Source organism: Ensifer sp. KUDG1 (assembly GCF_050434285.1).
Taxonomy (GTDB): domain Bacteria; phylum Pseudomonadota; class Alphaproteobacteria; order Rhizobiales; family Rhizobiaceae; genus Ensifer.
The window spans coordinates 136,024-153,310 of record NZ_JBNDIG010000011.1; the positions used below are offsets into that span (position 1 = coordinate 136,024).

At 63.6% G+C, this 17,287-nt stretch carries 11 protein-coding genes; 7 read left to right on the top strand and 4 right to left on the bottom strand.

Features of this window, described 5'->3' with window-relative positions:
• The first annotated feature begins 10 nt into the window (after positions 1–10).
• The gene (locus tag M2267_RS24670) at positions 11–739 is read left to right on the top strand and encodes a FadR/GntR family transcriptional regulator (RefSeq protein WP_402321322.1); all 729 of its coding nucleotides are present in this window, start codon (positions 11–13) and stop codon (positions 737–739) included.
• 151 nt (positions 740–890) lie between these two features.
• On the top strand, positions 891–2,417 hold the full coding sequence (locus tag M2267_RS24675; RefSeq protein WP_429118040.1) for an FAD-dependent monooxygenase: 1,527 nt from the start codon (positions 891–893) through the stop codon (positions 2,415–2,417).
• 93 nt (positions 2,418–2,510) lie between these two features.
• Here the strand turns inward: M2267_RS24675 and M2267_RS24680 are convergent, their stop codons facing one another.
• The 3 genes from M2267_RS24680 to katG all read right to left on the bottom strand — a co-directional run bounded on the left by M2267_RS24680 (position 2,511) and on the right by katG (position 9,432).
• Positions 2,511–5,699: an efflux RND transporter permease subunit gene (locus M2267_RS24680; RefSeq protein ID WP_043610987.1), complete on the bottom strand. Its 3,189-nt coding sequence runs from the start codon at positions 5,697–5,699 to the stop codon at positions 2,511–2,513.
• Between the two features lie 3 nt (positions 5,700–5,702).
• On the bottom strand, positions 5,703–6,815 hold the full coding sequence (locus M2267_RS24685; protein WP_429118044.1) for an efflux RND transporter periplasmic adaptor subunit: 1,113 nt from the start codon (positions 6,813–6,815) through the stop codon (positions 5,703–5,705).
• A 409-nt stretch (positions 6,816–7,224) separates the two neighbouring features.
• The gene (gene katG, locus M2267_RS24690) at positions 7,225–9,432 is read right to left on the bottom strand and encodes a catalase/peroxidase HPI (RefSeq protein WP_429118047.1); all 2,208 of its coding nucleotides are present in this window, start codon (positions 9,430–9,432) and stop codon (positions 7,225–7,227) included.
• A gap of 438 nt (positions 9,433–9,870) precedes the next feature.
• On the opposite strand from katG, the gene M2267_RS24695 reads away from it, so the two are divergent.
• Positions 9,871–12,159 carry a hypothetical protein gene (locus tag M2267_RS24695; protein ID WP_429118050.1) on the top strand — a complete coding sequence of 763 codons (2,289 nt, stop codon included), beginning with the start codon at positions 9,871–9,873 and terminating at the stop codon, positions 12,157–12,159.
• Positions 12,160–12,203: 44 nt separating this feature from the next.
• On the opposite strand, the gene M2267_RS24700 is transcribed toward M2267_RS24695, so the two are convergent.
• Positions 12,204–12,806, bottom strand: coding sequence for an alpha/beta hydrolase (locus M2267_RS24700; protein WP_429118053.1), 603 nt, complete (start codon positions 12,804–12,806; stop codon positions 12,204–12,206).
• 170 nt (positions 12,807–12,976) lie between these two features.
• On the opposite strand from M2267_RS24700, the gene M2267_RS24705 reads away from it, so the two are divergent.
• The 4 genes from M2267_RS24705 (at position 12,977) to M2267_RS24720 (ending at position 17,156) form a co-directional block, all read left to right on the top strand.
• Positions 12,977–13,876 (top strand): LysR family transcriptional regulator, encoded by a 900-nt coding sequence (locus M2267_RS24705; RefSeq protein ID WP_429118055.1) that lies wholly within the window; start codon positions 12,977–12,979, stop codon positions 13,874–13,876.
• A gap of 212 nt (positions 13,877–14,088) precedes the next feature.
• Positions 14,089–14,979 carry a helix-turn-helix transcriptional regulator gene (locus M2267_RS24710; protein WP_429118058.1) on the top strand — a complete coding sequence of 297 codons (891 nt, stop codon included), beginning with the start codon at positions 14,089–14,091 and terminating at the stop codon, positions 14,977–14,979.
• Positions 14,980–15,112: 133 nt separating this feature from the next.
• On the top strand, positions 15,113–16,021 hold the full coding sequence (locus tag M2267_RS24715) for a helix-turn-helix domain-containing protein (RefSeq protein ID WP_429118061.1): 909 nt from the start codon (positions 15,113–15,115) through the stop codon (positions 16,019–16,021).
• A gap of 226 nt (positions 16,022–16,247) precedes the next feature.
• The gene (locus M2267_RS24720; RefSeq protein WP_429118063.1) at positions 16,248–17,156 is read left to right on the top strand and encodes a helix-turn-helix domain-containing protein; all 909 of its coding nucleotides are present in this window, start codon (positions 16,248–16,250) and stop codon (positions 17,154–17,156) included.
• Positions 17,157–17,287: the final 131 nt, after the last annotated feature.

The window sequence follows — 17,287 nt, forward strand, 5'->3', positions numbered from 1 at the left end:
GCAGAGGGCGATGTGGCCGTCCTTCCATCAGCCGCGCAAGCGCACGAGCCACCGGCTCGTGGTCGAGGAGCTCGGCCAGGCGGTGGTCGCAGGAGAATTCGCAGTCGGAGACATCCTGCCGGGCGATGTCGAGCTGGCGGCGCGTTTCAACGTTTCGCGCACGGTCCTGCGCGAGGCGATGAAGACGCTCGCCGCCAAGGGGCTGATCGTCGCCCGGGCCCGCATCGGCACGCGCGTCATGCCGCAGGCAAACTGGAACCTGTTTGATGGCGACGTGCTCTCCTGGCATTTCCGGGCCGGCGTCGACGAGGCGTTTCTTCGCCATGTGAGTGAAGTCCGCCTGGCGCTCGAACCCTACGCAGCCGCACTGGCGGCACGCCGCGCCACGGATGCCGACATTTCCCAGATGATGCGCCTGGCCGTCGCCATGGGCGATGCCGGCCATAGTGCGCAGACGCTGGCGCGCGCGGATCTCGAATTCCATCTGCGCCTGCTCGACGCCTCGCTCAATCCGTTCATGCAGACGGTCGGCAGCCTGATCGAGGCGGCGCTGATGGGCGTCTTTCAGCTGAGCAACGCGGCCGCCGACGGCGCCGAGATCGACCGCGTCGCCGTCGCGCATATCCGCATCGTCGAGCAGATCCGCCTGCGCAACGAGGAAGGCGCACGCATTGCGATGGAGCAGGTGATCCGTGTCGGCCAGCAGCAGTTGATCGCCAATTTGAGGGCGCGCGGCTGATCCAAGGCTGCGCCCGTCGGGCAAGGCTCAAGGTGAGTCCCGCGGCACTGCTTGGCATCTGCCGTCACCTGCGCGTAGGCTGCTGTTACTGGCGGAGAAACCCAGTTCCCGATGCGACCGGGCCGCCGGCAGTGCGAGCGGGGAGGAGAGGGTGAAACAGGATGTGCTGATCGTCGGCGCAGGACCGACCGGCCTGGTGCTGGCTCTCTGGCTGACCGCCCAGGGCGTGAAGGTCCGCGTCATCGACAAGAACGCTGGTCCCGGCCCGACGTCGCGGGCGATGGTGGTGCATGCGCGAACGCTCGAGCTTTATCGGCAACTCGATCTGGCCGATGCCGTGGTCGAAGCGGGGCACCGCAACCCTTCGGTCAACCTCTGGGCGAAGGGCAGGGTCAAGGCGCGCATATCCTTCAGCCCGACCGGCGGGAATTTGACCCCCTATCCCTTCGTTCTTGTCTATCCGCAGGACCATCACGAGCGGCTGCTCGAGGCCCGGCTGGAGGCCTTGGGCGTGAAAGTCGAGCGACAGACCGAGCTTGTCGACTTCGAGCATGATGCCGCCGGGGTGAGCGCTCGGCTGCGCTTGCCCGATGGCGGCTCGGAAGTCTGCAGGGCGCAGTATCTGGCCGGTTGCGACGGCGCGCGCTCGCCGGTCCGGCACAGGCTGGAGGTCGATTTTGCAGGCGGCACCTACGACCAGACCTTTTACGTCGCCGACGTTGACGTGAGCGGCGCGACGGCGAATGGCGAAGCCCATATTTCGCTCGAGACCGGCGATTTCGTCGCTCTGCTCGCCTATGCCGAGGGTCGGGGCCGCCTCATCGGTCTCGTGCGGGAGACGCGGGACGATGGAGACGAACTCACCTTCGCCGATGTGAGCCATCGCGCCATCGAGAGCCTTCGCCTCACCGTCGACAAGGTCAACTGGTTCTCCACCTATCGTGTGCATCACCGTGTCGCCGATCGCTTCAGACGCGGGCGTGTGTTCCTGCTGGGGGATGCGGCGCATGTGCACAGTCCGGTCGGTGGCCAGGGCATGAACACCGGCATCGGCGATGCGGTCAATCTGGCCTGGAAGCTTGCAGCGGTGCTGAAAGGGCATGCGCCCGACAGCCTGCTCGACAGTTTTGACGCCGAGCGGATCAAGTTTGCCCGGCAGCTCGTCGAAACCACCGACCGGCTCTTCACCTTCGTGACGGCGGACGGCAGCGTTGCGGATTTCCTGCGCGTTCAGGTTGCTCCCGCTTTGGCGGGCATCGCTTACCGCGTCGGCGGTGTCAGGGAGTTCCTGTTCCGCATCCTGTCGCAGACGCAGCTCAACTATCGCGGCAGCCCCTTAAGCCGCACCGCGCACGGTCGGGTGCAAGGCGGTGATCGGTTGCCCTGGGTACGCGTCAATGGCCTCGACAACTATGCTTCGTTGGCAGCCATCGCGTGGCAGGTGCATGTCTACGGCGAAGCAGGCGGCGACATCCGGACATGGTGTGCGGCAAAGCACGTGCCGCTTCACGTCTTCCCTTGGGGGCCGCAACAGGCGGGCGCGGGCTTGGCGCGGGATGCAGCCTATCTGGTGCGCCCGGACACCTACGTGGCGCTGGTGACGGAGGGAGCACGGCCGGAAGCCCTCGAAGCCTACTTCGCCGAGCAAGGCATCCGCCTGTCGGCAACCTCTGTTTAACGCCTCCCGAAAAGGCGTCGCCGTCCGGCACTGTCTCGATGAAGCTCGCGGGACCGGCGAGGCCCGTCCCCCAGCCTTTGAGCCAGGCCGGCCTTAGTGACCGGCCGGCGTCTCGGCCTTGCCTTCCGCCGCTTCACCTTCGACCGCCGGATGCCTGGAAATGCCCACGAGCTTGTGGCCGCGCTCGCGCAGCCACTGGAAGGCGACGTAGAGCGCCGGGATGACGAAGATGCCGACGACCGCGGCGGCGAGCATGCCGCCGGCGACGCCGGTGCCGACCGCACGCCGGCTGAGTTCTCCCGCACCCTTGGCAATCACCAGTGGTACCAGGCCGAGGATGAAGGCGAAGCTCGTCATCATCACCGCGCGGAAGCGGGCGCGCGCGCCTTCGATCGCCGCGTCGATGATGCTTGCCCCGGCTTCACGGTGCGCCTTGGCGAACTCGACGATCAGGATCGCGTTCTTGGAGGCGAGCGCGATCAGCACGACGAGGCCGATCTGGGCGTAGATGTCGAAGGAGAGGCCGGCGACGAGCACCGACAGCAGTGCGCCCGAGACGCCGAAGGCGACCGACAAGAGCACCGGTACGGGGATCGTCCAGCTTTCATAGAGTGCCACCAGGAAGAGATAGGCAAAGAGCACGGCCATCGCCAGGATCGCCGTCGTCTTGCCGGCGGCCTCAAGTTCCTGCAATGCCGTTCCGGTCCATTCGTAGCTGTAGCCGGGCGGGAGCGTCGAGGCCGACAGTGCCTCCATCGCCGCGAGCGCCTCGCCGGACGAATGCCCGGCAGAAGGTTGGCCGTTCAGCGTGATCGAGCGATAGTTGTTGTAGCGCACGATCGACTGCGGGCCGACGATGTAATCGACCTTGGCGACCGAGGCGACCGGCACCATGTCGCCGTTGACGTTGCGTACGTGCAGGCGCTGGATGTCGTCCACCGCGTCGCGGTCGGCCTGTGCCGCCTGCAGCGTCACCTTCCAGGTGCGGCCGAACAGGTTGAAGTCGTTGACGTAGTAACTACCGAGCGTGCCCTGCAGCGTGGTGAAGAGGTCGCTCACCGAGACGCCGAGCGACTGCAGCCGGTCGCGATCGATGTCGAGGTAGAGTTGCGGCGAGCTTGCCGAGTAGGTGGTGAAGGTCGGCCCCAGCGCCGGGTTCTGGTTGGCGGCGATGATCAGTCCGCCAGCCGTGGCTGCAAGGTCTGCGACCGAGCGGCCCTGCAGGTCGAGCAACTGGTACTCGAAGCCCGAGCCTGTACCGAGACCCATGATCGGCGGCAGGTTGAAGGCGAAGATCTGCGCGCCGCGGATCGCCTGGGCCTTGCCCATGGTCGTGCGGATCGCCGCTTCGACGCCTGCAGACGGGCTCAGACGTTCTGCGAAAGGCTTCATCGTGACGATCGCGAAGGCCGAGTTCGACTTGGAAAGGCCGTCAAGGAAGGAATAGCCGGTGACGGTGATGACGTTGGCAACGCCTTCGATGCCGCCAAGCATCGTCTCGACCTGTTTCACCACCTCATCGGTCCGGTTGTAGGACGCACCTTCCGGCAGGCGGATTTCGGTGAAGAACGCACCCTGGTCTTCCGCCGGCAGGAATCCGGTCGGAACGACCTTGAAGAGCAGGCCGGTGGCGACGAAGGCGGCGGCGAGGAGAACAAGGCCGATGATCGCGCGTCGAGCGATGTGGCCGGCGACGAAAGCATATCCGTCGCGCCCCTTGTCGATCGTGCGCGAGATATAGCCGAGGATGCCGCGCTTGGGCCCGTGATGCGGCTTCAGAAGCACGCCGCAGAGTGCGGGGCTCAGCGTCAGCGCGTTGATTGCCGAGATCACCATCGACACCGAGACGGCGACGGCGAACTGCTGGAAGAGCTGGCCGCTCAGGCCCGGGATGAAGGCGACCGGTACGAAGACCGAAAGCAGCACCAGCGTAATGGCGACGATGGCGCCGGTGATTTCGCCCATGGCGCGCCGGGCGGCTTCCGCCGCCGACAGGCCCGGATTCTCCTCCATCACCCGCTCGACGTTCTCGACGACCACGATCGCATCGTCGACGACGATGCCGATCGCCAGCACCATGGCGAGCAGCGACACGGTATTGAGCGAGAAGCCCATGGCAAGCAGGACGGCAAAGGTGCCAATGAGCGCGACCGGAACGGCAACGAGCGGGATCAGCGTCGCCCGCCAGTTTCCGAGGAACAGGAAGACGACGAGAATGACGAGGACGAAGGCCTCCAGCAACGTTTCCTCGACGTTGTCGACGCTGGCCTCGACGAATTGCGAGGTGTCGTAGGAGATCGCGTAGGTGACCCCCGGCGGGAAGGATTTCGACAGCCTCTCCATCGCCTGTTGCACGCCTTCGGCGGCGGCCAGCGCATTGGCGCCCGGCGCCTGGTAGGTGCCGATCATGGCGACCGGCTTGCCGTTGAAGCGGGCGCTGGAGTCCGAGCTGGATGCGCCGAGGTCGACCCGCGCGACGTCGCGGATGCGCACATAGGAGCCGTCCGGCCTTGCGCGCAGCACCACATCCTCGAACTGCTTGGGATCGGTAAGACGGCCCTGCGTCTGCAGGTTCAGCTGGAACAGCGGGTCGTCGGTCATCGGCTGGGCGCCGATGCGGCCGATGGCGGCCTGGACGTTCTGGGCCTTCAGCGCGTTGATCACGTCGGTCGGCGTCAGGTCGAGGCTCGTCATCCGGTCGATGTCTAGCACGACGCGCATCGCATAGTCCTGGGCGCCGAAAAGCTGGGCGTCGCCGACGCCGGGCACGCGCTTGACCGTGTCGAGCACGTTGATGGTCGCGTAGTTCGACAGAAACAGGTTGTCGAAATTCTGTTTCTCGTCAGCACCATAGATGGTGATCACCTGCATCAGCGCAGACGACTTCTTGCGCACGCTGACGCCGCTCTGCTTGACCTCGGACGGCAATCCGGCTTCGGCAAGCGATACGCGGTTCTGCACGTTGACGGTTGCAATGTCGGGGTCGGTGCCGACCGCAAAGGTGACGGTCAGCGTGTAGGAACCGTCGGCGCCGCTGGTCGATTTCATGTAGAGCATGTCATCGACGCCGACGACCTTGCTCTCGATCGGCTGGGCGACAGTGGTTTCGACCACGTCGGCGCCGGCGCCGGGATAGCTGGCGGTGACGCTCACCTGCGGTGGCACGATGTCGGGAAACTGGGCGACGGGCAGACGGGTGAGCGCAAGCAGACCCGCCAGCGTCAGCACGATGGAGATGACCGTGGCGAACCGCGGGCGATCGATAAAGATCTCTGAAATCATCGGTTAGCCACCTGCTGCCGTGGCGGCATCGACGGTGATGCCGGGCCGCACCTTGCCGGCGCCCTCGGTAATCACGTTCTCGCCTTCCTTGAGGCCCTTGCTTATGACCGCCTGGCCGCGGGTGTTGCGCGTCACGTCGACACGGCGAAGCTCCACCTTGGAGCTGGCGTCAACCACCAGAACGAAGGCGCCCTGTTGGTCGCGCTGGATTGCCTGCTGCGGCACGGCGAGCACATCCTGCTTGTCCGACTGCTCGAGGATCACGCGCACCAGTGCGCCGTCGAGCAGGATGCTGTCCGGATTGGGGAACTCGGCGCGCACGATCACCGTGTCTGTCCCTTGTGAGACGTTGCTGGCGATGAAGTTGATCGTACCCTTCTGCTTGTATTCCGTTCCGTTCGGCAGGCTGAGCCCGACATTGGCGCCGCCGCTGATCTCGCCTTTCAGAACGCGCTCGCGGTAGGTGAGGTAGAGCGCGGTGGCGACGGGGAACTGGACATAGATCGGGTCGAGCCGGGTCAGCGTCACCAGCGGGCCGCTGTCGGGACCGACGAGCGCGCCGACATCGGCAGCCGTCAGACCGACGATGCCGTCGAAGGGTGCCGTGATCTTGGTGTAGGAGAGATTGAGGTCGGCGTTGTCCTTGCTGCCCTTGAGGCGCGTGAGGTCACCGTCCGCCTTCTGGACCTCGGCGTTGGCCTCGTCCACCTTCGCCTGGGAAATGGTCTTGGTGGTCAAAAGCTGATCGGCGCGGTCGCGCTCGAGGACGGCGAGTTGCTTGGCGGCTTCGGCTGCTTCGATCTGCCCCTGGATTTCCTGCACGGCGGCGCGGTAGGCGCCGTCTTCGACCTGGTAGAGTTCCGTCCCGGCCGTGACTTTCTGCCCTTCGGTGAAGTTGACCGCTTCGAGGAACCCCGAGACGCGAGCCCGGATATCGACCTTCTGGATCGCGGTCACCTTACCGGTCAGATCCACGCTTTCGCGCAGGTCCATGATGGTGGCCGGCGCCACGACCACGGCCGGCGCCTGTTGCGCGAATGCCGTTTGCGCGGATAACCCGACGGCGACAAGCAATGCGGATGAAAGTGAAAGGGCAAGAATTCTCGAACGACGCATGCAACGTTTCCCCTGAACGAAACAGCTGGCGATGACTTCAGTCGCCTGGGCAGTGCATTGAAATCAGAACATGTTATCCGCCCCAAGTCACGCAACCATTGATTGATTTAAGCGAGGGCTTGCAAAGATAACGCAAATACCCGCGAGAGGCGGGATCAGAGAGAACTTGTCACAAAAGCAATGATTTGCTGGGCACCCTCCGGTGCAAGGCGAGGGAAGGGCGACGGCCCGATTCTGTCGGGGTTCGGTTGAGGGCGTTGCGTGAAGGCGAACGTTTTACGTGTGCCCGCATCGTCACAATTGCCGCGTCGGTTCTGCAACCTCCGGTGACGGTTTCGCGGAACCATCGGGCAGACGGGCCCCGGCGCGATGCCGGGACCCGAGCTTGTACTGTTGCCGGATCGAGCCGTCAGACGAGGTCGAAACGGTCGGCGTTCATCACCTTGTTCCAGGCGGCGACAAAGTCGCGTACGAACTTTGCCTTGGCATCCGCCTGTCCGTAGACTTCGGCGATGGCGCGCAGCTGCGAGTTCGAACCGAAGACGAGGTCGATGCGGGTGGCAGTCCGCTTGACGTCGCCGGTCTTTCGGTCGCGCCCTTCGAACACATCCTTGGCGTCCGTCGTCGCCGTCCAGGCCGTGGCCATGTCGAGCAGGTTGACGAAGAAGTCGTTGCTCAGCGTTTCCCGGCGATCGGTGAAGACGCCGTGGGTGGTCTGGCCGTGGTTCGCGCCGAGAACGCGCAGGCCCCCGACGAGCACGGTCATTTCCGGTGCGGTCAGCGTCAGGAGCTGCGCCCTGTCGATCAGCAACTCTTCCGGCGATACCGCGTACTGGGTCTGCTGGTAGTTGCGGAAGCCGTCGGCGATCGGCTCGAGAACGGCAAAGGCCTCGACATCCGTCTGTTCCTGCGTGGCGTCGGTACGCCCGGGGGCGAACGGAACTTCGACCTCGTGGCCAGCCGCCTTGGCGGCCTTTTCGACGGCAGCGGCGCCGCCGAGCACGATCAGATCGGCAAGCGATACCTTCTTGCCGCCGGATTGGGTGCCGTTGAAGGCCTGCTGGATGCCTTCGAGCGTTTCCAGGACCTTGCCGAGTTCCGCCGGCTGGTTGACATCCCAATCCTTCTGAGGGGCAAGGCGGATGCGTGCGCCGTTGGCGCCGCCGCGCTTGTCCGAGCCGCGGAAGGTGGACGCGGATGCCCAGGCGGTGGAGATGAGCTGCGAGACGGAAAGGCCCGAGGCAAGGATCTTCGCCTTGAGGTCGGCGACATCCCTGGCGTCGACGAGCGGATGGTCGACGGCCGGAACCGGATCCTGCCAGATCAGCTCTTCGGAGGGGACTTCCGGGCCGAGGTAGCGGGCGCGCGGACCCATGTCGCGGTGGGTCAGCTTGTACCAGGCGCGGGCAAACGCGTCGGCGAATGCATCCGGGTTCTCGTAGAAGTGCCGTGCGATCTTCTCGTAGGCCGGATCGACGCGCAGCGCGAGGTCGGTCGTCAGCATGGACGGCGCGTGGCGCTTGGACTTGTCATGGGCATCAGGCACGGTGCCCGCACCCATGCCATGCTTCGGGGTCCACTGGTGTGCACCCGCCGGGCTCTTCGTCAGTTCCCATTCGTAGCCGAAGAGGTTCCAGAAGAAGTTGTTGCTCCACTTGGTTGGCGTCGTCGTCCAGGTGACTTCGAGGCCGCTGCTGATGGTGTCGCCGCCACGGCCGCTGCCGTAGGTGCTCGCCCAGCCAAGACCCTGTTCCTCGATGCCGGCCGCTTCCGGCTCGCGGCCGACATTGGCGGCATCGCCGGCGCCGTGGGTCTTGCCGAAGGTGTGACCGCCGGCGATCAGCGCCACGGTTTCCTCGTCGTTCATCGCCATGCGCGCGAAGGTCTCGCGGATGTCACGCGCAGCCGCCAGCGGATCCGGCGTGCCGTTCGGGCCTTCCGGGTTGACGTAGATCAGGCCCATCTGCACGGCGGCGAGCGGGTTTTCGAGATCCCGGTCGCCCGAGTAGCGCTTATCGTCGAGCCAGGTCTTTTCCGTGCCCCAGTAGATGTCTTCTTCCGGCTCCCACACGTCGGGGCGGCCACCGGCAAAGCCAAAGGTCTTGAAGCCCATCGATTCGAGCGCGACGTTACCGGTGAGGATCATCAGGTCGGCCCAGGAGATGCTGTTGCCGTATTTCTGCTTGATCGGCCAGAGAAGCCGGCGCGCCTTGTCGAGATTGACATTGTCCGGCCAGCTGTTGAGCGGCGCAAAGCGCTGCTGTCCGGCGCCGGCACCGCCGCGGCCGTCGCCGGTGCGGTAGGTCCCGGCGCTGTGCCAGGCCATGCGGATGAAGAGCGGGCCGTAATGGCCGAAGTCGGCCGGCCACCAATCCTGCGAATCGGTCATCAGCGCAGTGAGGTCGCTCTTCAGCGCCGTAAGGTCGAGCTTATTGAACGCCTCGGTGTAGTCAAAGGCTTCGCCCATCGGATCGGACAGCGAGGAGTTCTGGTGCAGGATCTTCAGGTTGAGCTGGTTCGGCCACCAGTCGCGGTTCGAGGTGCCGGGCGATTGAGCGCTCGTCTGGGCTCCGTGCATGACGGGACATTTGCCCGTCTTTTCGGCTTTCGCGTCCATTTTTGTCTCCCTTCAAGATGACGTGATTTTTGGATGGGTCAGAGGAAAAGCGCCAGGCGCGCGCCGGCAGCCAGCCGAGCGCGAGGCCCGGCATCTCTTGTGCCGTCGGTGGTTGTCGTTCCGCGAAGCGGTGTCGCCACTGGCTGCGTCTCCCTCATTGTGCCGCGGACTCTATCAAAGTGGTTCCATTAATTTAAGTTGGATTTCCTGATTGTGACGATAAGGCAATCCTATGGCTAATGGACGCGGCTCCGCAGGTGCATGCTTGCAGCCCTCCATGCATTTTTGATGACGTGCGACCGTTTGCCGATTGCAGCCGATACAAGAAAATTGTTGCACTGCACTCCCGCCAAACTTGCGGAAGAAAGCGCCAATGGTTAGTCACACCGCAACGACTCAAGAGCTTTCTATTTTTCGCGTGGTGAAAGGACAGACATCGTGGCTGAGACAGATACGAAGACCGGCAGTGGCCGCCGCAAGGCGCTCTGGGCTGCAGTCGCGGTGATCGCGATCGCGGCTGCCGGCGTAGCCGGCGGCAAGTTCATGCTTGAAAAGGCGGTCGGGACGTTCATCGCCGAGCGCGGCGGGAAGGCCGGCTCGGTCGAAGCGGATTTCTTCGGCCGCATCCATCTGCGCGACGTCACGCTTCCTTTCGCCGATGGCGTCAGCGCGCGCATCGCGGCAATCGACGGCCGCCCGAAGATCTTCTCTCTGAGCGGCAAGCTCGACGTGAAGGGCCTGGAGCTCGACCTCAAGGCCGCAAAGCTTTCCGTGCCGGCGGCAACGCTTGAAGATCCCGACTTTTTCGCCGCCGGCCTGATGGCAAGCGGGGAAAAGGCTGATCTGCTGAGGCGTATCGAGCGTTTCGCGGCAAAACAGGTCTCCGCGCCGGAAGTCGCCGTCGTTCAGAACGTTGCAGGCGCCGAGCAGAAGACGGTCTACAAGGATGTTCGGCTCGAGGATATCGCCAGCGGCCGCGTTGCGCGCTATTCGGCGAGCGGCGCCACGTTCGCCTTTTCCATGGATCTTCCTGACGGTGAAGGGGCAACGAAGCGGGAGAAAATGGACGGCACCATGGGCGCCGTCACCGGTGAGAGCTTCGATGTGGCCTACATGGCCCGCATCTATACGCAGAAAGCCGGTCCCGAGGACAAGGAGCCGAAGCTGCTCTACGGCCCGATCTCGGTAAAGAACCTTGCCTTTGCCGACAGCAAGTCGCGTTTCGGCTATGACGAAGTGCAAAGCAGCGGCCTCAGTGTCCGCATGCCGACCGAGCCGCTTCTCGAAACGCTCGAGAAGCTCCAGGCGGTCAGCGACCCGGAAGCCCTGCCGCCGGCGGAACGCCAGGCATTCTTCAAGCGCATCCTTTCGCTGGTCGACATGCTGGCAAAGGGCGACATGGAACTGCTCGGCCTGAAGATGGAAGTGCCGGAGCAGGAAAGCACCGAAGGCAAGCTCGTGAAGCTCGCCGTCGACAAGATGACGTTCCAGCTCAACGGCCGCAGTTTTGATGGCACGATGAACGGTGTCACCGCGGGCGAGGGTACCGACTACTTCAAGTTTGCCGAAGCCAGCATCAAGGGTTTCTCCTGGGCTCCGACCATGGAGGCGCTGACGAAGCTTGCAGGCCTGAAGGAGGAGGAGTTCGAGACCTTCCCCTACACCACGCTGATGCCCGAGTTCGGCACGATCAAGATCGCCGGGCTCGACGTGGACATGCCCGGCAGCGACCCGGCAGCCGTGACGGACAGCGAAACCGTCGAGGACGAGAGCGCGACCGAAACCGAGGTCGATCCGTCGGCCAACGCCGAACAGGCGCCGGAAGCCGAGCAGGTGCCGGATCAAGCGACGGACGGCGAAGCCGCCAGCGACGCGGCGATCCCGGGCGATGCGGCAGAAGCCTCGACGTCCGAGGCACCTGCAGAGCAGTCGGCGGATGAAGCCACCGATGGCGAAGCCGCGAGCGACGCGGAGATAGCCGGTGAAGTGGCGGAAGACCCGATGGCGGAGGCGCCGGTAGAGCAGTCGGCAGTGCCGTCCGTTCCGGAACGCGTTCGTTTCACGCTCGACACCTATGAAGTCGCGCTGACGAAGCCGCGCAACGGCATTCCGACGGATGTCCGCGTCAGCTACCGCGATCTCAGCGTTCCGATCCCTGCGGACACGCAGGAAGAGGGCTTCAAGATGCTGCGCAAGATCGGCCTCGACAAGCTGGTCTTCTCGTCCAACGTCGAACTGTCGTGGGACGAGCCCAACGAGAACTTCGTCATCAAGCAGATTTCGCTTGATGGCAAGGACATGGGCAGCCTCTCCTTCTCGGGCGTCATGGGCGGCGCTTCGGAGGACTTCTTCTCCGGCGACCTGAATGCGGCGCAGATCGCGATGTTCGGTCTTACCGCCCGCGAAGTCACGCTCAAGCTCGAGGACAAGGGCATCATGGCCAAGGGCATCAAGCTCTATGCCGAAGATAACCACATGACCGAGGACAGCGTTCGCGGCCTGCTCGTGTTGATGACCAGCGCCGGCGTGCAGCATTTTGCCGCCACCCAGCCAAAGCTGCAGGACGCCGCAACGGCGTTCACCCAGTTCATCAGCAAGCCTGGCACCTTCACGCTGAAGGTCAAGGCCAAGGATGAAGCCGGCGTCGGCGCGCTCGAACTGATGGGCGCTGCTGAAAACCCGGCGCTTCTGCTCGAGCAAGTCGATATCGAAGCGAAGGCACAGTAAAAAATCGACCGCGGGCCGCATCGTCTGATGCGGCCCGCCTTGCTTCAGTCTCTGGGCGCCTGAAGGAAATCCCGAAGCGCCATCAATTCTTCCTGCCCGATCTCGTGTCCGCCCCTGATGTAGAGGGCCCGGACATCCGCTTTCTGCCCCGCAAGATAGTCGACCAGTTGCTCGGTGAGTGCCAATGGGCGGGCCGGATCGTCCTGGCCGCCGGTGACGAGGATCCGTTTGCCCTGAAGTTCGGCGTTGCCGGGCGGCACCCACGATACGAGAGGATGCAACAGCGCGGTTCGCTCGAACAGATCAGGATATTTGACCAGGAGTGCGGCGAGTTGGGTCGCGCCGGTGGCGTAGCCGATGCCATAGACGGCTTGGCGCGGATACAGCCGCCGCCTGTTGCCGATCGCGTGCGCCAGGTCTTCCACGGAAGCTGCGAGTGCCCGGATATCGCACAAGCCGTCGCCGATCGCAGATGAGTGCGCCGCATCGCCTGCGCCTTGGTTGACGACAACCAATTGGGAGCCCGGCAGCGTATGGGCGATCAGCTGGGCGACCGCATCGTTCGGAGCGGGGTCGCAGAACGCGAATACGACCGGCGCGTCGGGGCTGAACGGTTCTCTCTGTTCGCTGGACGATGAGAATGTCATGTTTGCCGCTCCCTTCTGGGAGACCGAGGGGCCGAGGTGGCAGCATTCACGCCTGCCTGATCTCCGCCAGCACCCATGTGCTTCTCCCGATGAAAGGATCGGCGCATTCATAACCGAAATGAATAGTAATAATATTGACAATATTATTTCATTTTCAGAAATTATAGCGCATGAGCGATTTGAGCGATATCCGGGTTTTCCTGGCGGTGGCGAAGCAGCGGAGCTTTACCGCCGCGGCGCGTCAGCTTTCGATGACGGCGCCGAGCGTCACGCGCGCCGTCAGTGCCTTGGAAGCGGATCTCGGGGTTCAGTTGCTGCTGCGTACCACACGCCAGGTCTCGTTGACCTCTGCCGGTGCGGTCTATGCGGCGCGCATCGAGCCCCTGATCCATCAGTTCGACGAGGCGCGGGAGGACCTGCGTGAGCAGCATGGCGATGTCGCCGGGCTGATCCGCCTCAATGCGCCGCTGTCGCTTGGCCAGCATATCCTGCCGGACATTGTCACCGGCTTTCGCGCCGAGCATCCGGGCACGCGGATTTCGCTGTCCCTGACCGACCGGCTGATCGATATCGTGACTGAGGATTTCGACCTTGCGGTGCGGGTGTCGGAGCCGCCACGCGACAAATCCACGATCTGGCGCCGGATCTGTCCCGTGCGGCGCGTGCTCGTTGCCTCGCCCGGCTACCTCGCCAGGTTCGGAACCCCGCAGACGCCGGATGATCTCGATCGCCACGGTTGCCTTGCCTATGATGGAGAGGCGGTCGCAGAGACCTGGGAACTCTCGTCCGAAGGCCGGACGCGAAAGGTGAGGGCGGGCCAGTCGCTCGCCGCCAACAACGGCGAATTCGTTGCCAGGCTTGCCGAGAACGGCGAGGGCATCGCGCTTCTGCCGCTCTTCATCGTCGAGGACGCGCTGGCGCGGGGCGCGCTGGTTCAGATCCTCAACGGGTGGGAGGCGCCGCAGCTGTGGCTGACCCTGTATTATCCGCCCTATGAACGGCTGCCGCTCAGGGTTGCCAAGTTCTCCGATTTCTTCGAGAGCTACGTCACCGAGACGCGGCCGCTTTGAAGCGGCTGGATCATGCGGCAGGACCTCAAAACAGCGCCGTTTGCGGCCAAATGTGAGCAAAGGATACAAGAAATTACTGGCAGCACACCCCATGTTTTCTCGGATATGAGCGGCAATGGCGAGATGCCCCCTTGCGTCGGGTCTTTCGCATATCGAAGCGGATTGCGCGCGTGCAGTGAATTCCATCGCCAGAAGGCGGGGGTGGACGAAAGATGACAGAGCCAAGTGGCATTGGAACGTATTTCGGCGAGCCGAAGGCGCCGTTTCTCATGGTGCGGCCGGTGCGGGACGCCCGGTTTTCGGTGACGCGTCTGCAGTGCCGGCTGAACGGAGAACTGAGCCGCATCGTATCCCTGCCGGCCGACGACGCCTATTTCCTGATGTTCTACTTCAAGGATGTCATGCATTGCGACCTGGTGCCGGGCGAAAGCGAAGGCGACATTCGCCACTACCGGCAGGGGTCGATCTGTCTCGTCGATCTCGCTGAGGGCGCCAGTATCCGGCTTGTCAGCGATCTCGATTCCCTCGCCTTCCATCTGCCGCGCGCCTTGTTTCGTGAAGTCTGCGAGTTTTCGCATGCTCCGGCCGCCACCAGTCTCAGGTGCCGTCGTGGCGAGGTCGACGACGTCATGCACAATCTCGCCTTGGCGCTGTTGCCGCTTCTTGCCGAGGGCGAGGGGCAACCGGGTGCGGTGTTGCAGCACATCGCCGTCGCCATCTGCGCGCATCTTCTGCATTCCTACCCGGATCGCGCCACCGCATCCGGCGACCCCGGTCTCTCCGTATGGCAGGAGAAGGCGGCCAAGGACTTCATGATCGACCATTGGGCCAAGGACTTTTCGTTTGCGTCAGCAGCGGCGTCTGCGAACCTTTCGGAGGAGGATTTTGCCGCGGCTTTTGCATCCGTGACCGGCCAGACGCCGCAAGAGTGGTTGATGCGCTACCGGATCGGTCGCGCCAAGCGCTATCTCATCGAAGAGGGATGGTCGCTGGGCAAAACCGCGACCAGTTGCGGCTATGCCGACGAGGCCCGGTTCATCGAGGCCTTTCGCGAGGTGACAGGCGTGACGCCCGCCGTCTGGCGCGCGCGCTGGCTGCAGTGAGGGTATGATGCTGAACTTTGACGCTTGGCGATGCATCGCTGGATTCGCCTCTTCATTGCGACAGTCAACCGTTGTAGCATCCGCCCGGCCGCTGAAGCGGGCGGCTGAGCTGGAAATCGGGAGACCCTGACCGATGGCCTTGCAAGAGGGAATGAGCGCAGACGAACGCACACCGCGTCCAATCGTCAAGCGGATCAGCGCCGGCGACATTACCGTCACGAGGACCTTCTCGGATCGCTTCGATTTGGAAGTCGGGCCGCTGATCCCGGTCGCCGATGCCTTCAACGTCATTGTCCAGATGTGTGACTTCGAGGCGCACCGCCTGTGGCGGCGCGGCGAACTCATTTACGAGGGTGGGCACCCGAAGGCTTCGCTTGCGATCACCGACCTTCGCGACCAATGGCAGTGCCATCATCTATCGCCTTTCGACAATGTCCGCTTCCACATCCCCTTTGCCTCGATGCGCAGCTTCACCGAAAGGGCCGGGCGCGGCGAATATGTGTCGCTTTCTCCCGTACAGGGGCGTGTGGATCCTGTCATGTTCGGCCTTGCCCAGGCGCTGCTGCCTTCGCTCGACGAGCCGGACCGGGCCAATCTGCTGTTCGTCGAACAGATCAATCTTGCTGCATTGGCCCATCTCAGCCAGGCCTATGGCGGCCTGCACTTCCCCGTCGACAAGAAGGGGACGCTGGCGCCATGGCAGGAGAGGCTGGCGACGGAGTTTCTGGTCGCCCATTTCAACAGGCCGTTCTCGATCGGCGATCTCGCTGCCCAGTGCGCGCTATCGCGCAGCTATTTCAACAAGGCCTTCAAGGAGAGCTTCGGGCGCACACCGTCCAGGTGGCTGTCCGAATATCGGATCGCGCGGGTCAAGGAGTGTCTGCTTCAGGACACACCCCTTGCTGAAATCGCAATCCATTGCGGCTTTGCCGACCAGAGCCACATGACCCGGGTTTTTACCAGCCAGGCGGGGGAAACGCCGGCGCGCTTCCGGAAAAGGAACAGGTCGGTCATCGTCGCTGTGGACCGACCTCCGCAATAACGTGGAAAGAGGGCGCGCCCTCTGAAAAATTTTCAAAACAGATGAAAAACGTGCAAGAATGATGCGGCGACCGGGGCAATCATAGGGCCGCTCCTGCAGATGATTTGGTGAATCCGAGACTGAGTTGCGTGCACGATTATCCTGCGCGCGGCGACTTACGTCTTTCGTTTTCGTGGTCTCGGCAGGAGGGTTTGGCGGGCAGTCTCGACACATAGGAGCGAAGACGATGACGAATGTTTCCGCTGCCTCGGCCGGAGCGCGACGGCGCGACAGTCTCGGATGCTCGCTCGATCAGCTTGATGACGACAGGACGATCGAAGGCCGCGACATGGTCTTCCACCGCAAGCGGTCGACAGCGGGACCGCCGGGCCAGGTCAGGACACCTGGCAACGGGCGGGGTTATCTGATCGGCCTGTCGCTTGTCGGCGGTCATAGTCGCCGGGTTTTCGGAGCGCACCACTCGGCGATCCAAGAGTTCAGCCAAAACTCGGTCTACGTCAGGAATTTTGCCGACGATTATAAAGCCGATCTCAAAGGGTCGTTCGATTTCACCTTGCTCGAAATCGGCCACGGAGCGCTCGAGCGCATCGCAGATGCGGCAAATGCCTCCGGCGTCAGCGAGCTTCGGTCCGTTTCCGGCTCGCCCGATCCTGTTCTCGGCGGCATGCTCGGCGCTTTGTTTGCGTCGGTGGACGGCTACACGGATCGAAGCGCGCTGTTTGTCGACCAGCTCTCGGTGGCGATCGGCGTGCACATGGTCCGGCAGTACGGCAATGGCCGTGGCGAGAGCCTGGCCGGAGGACGCAGGCTTTCGCAGCGCTGCCAGGCAAAGATCCGCGATCTGGTGCAATCCCGTCTGGATGGCGAGCTGACCGTCGAGGAATTGGCTGCGACCTGCAACCTGTCGCAGGCGGCTTTTCTGCGTGCCTTTCGCGAGACCATGGGCAGCACGCCCTATCGTTGGTTGCTGCAGCAAAGGATCGAAAGGGCCAAGGATCTGCTGCAGTTCTCGCCCGCATCCTTAAGTGAAATTGCGGTCGTCTGCGGCTTTTCGGACCAGAGCCACTTTACCCGGGCCTTTGCGCAGGCCGCGGGTGCCACGCCGCGCCAGTGGCGGCGCAGCCGGCAGTCGTAACCCTCTGAAACTACACGCGCCCCGCCGGCTGAAGGCGAGCGAAATTTTCAAAAATCCACCTTTGGCGACAAGAACGGGTCGCCGGTCGGCGGCATAGTTGGGCCTCTCCAATCGGAGTTCAGTTTCAACAG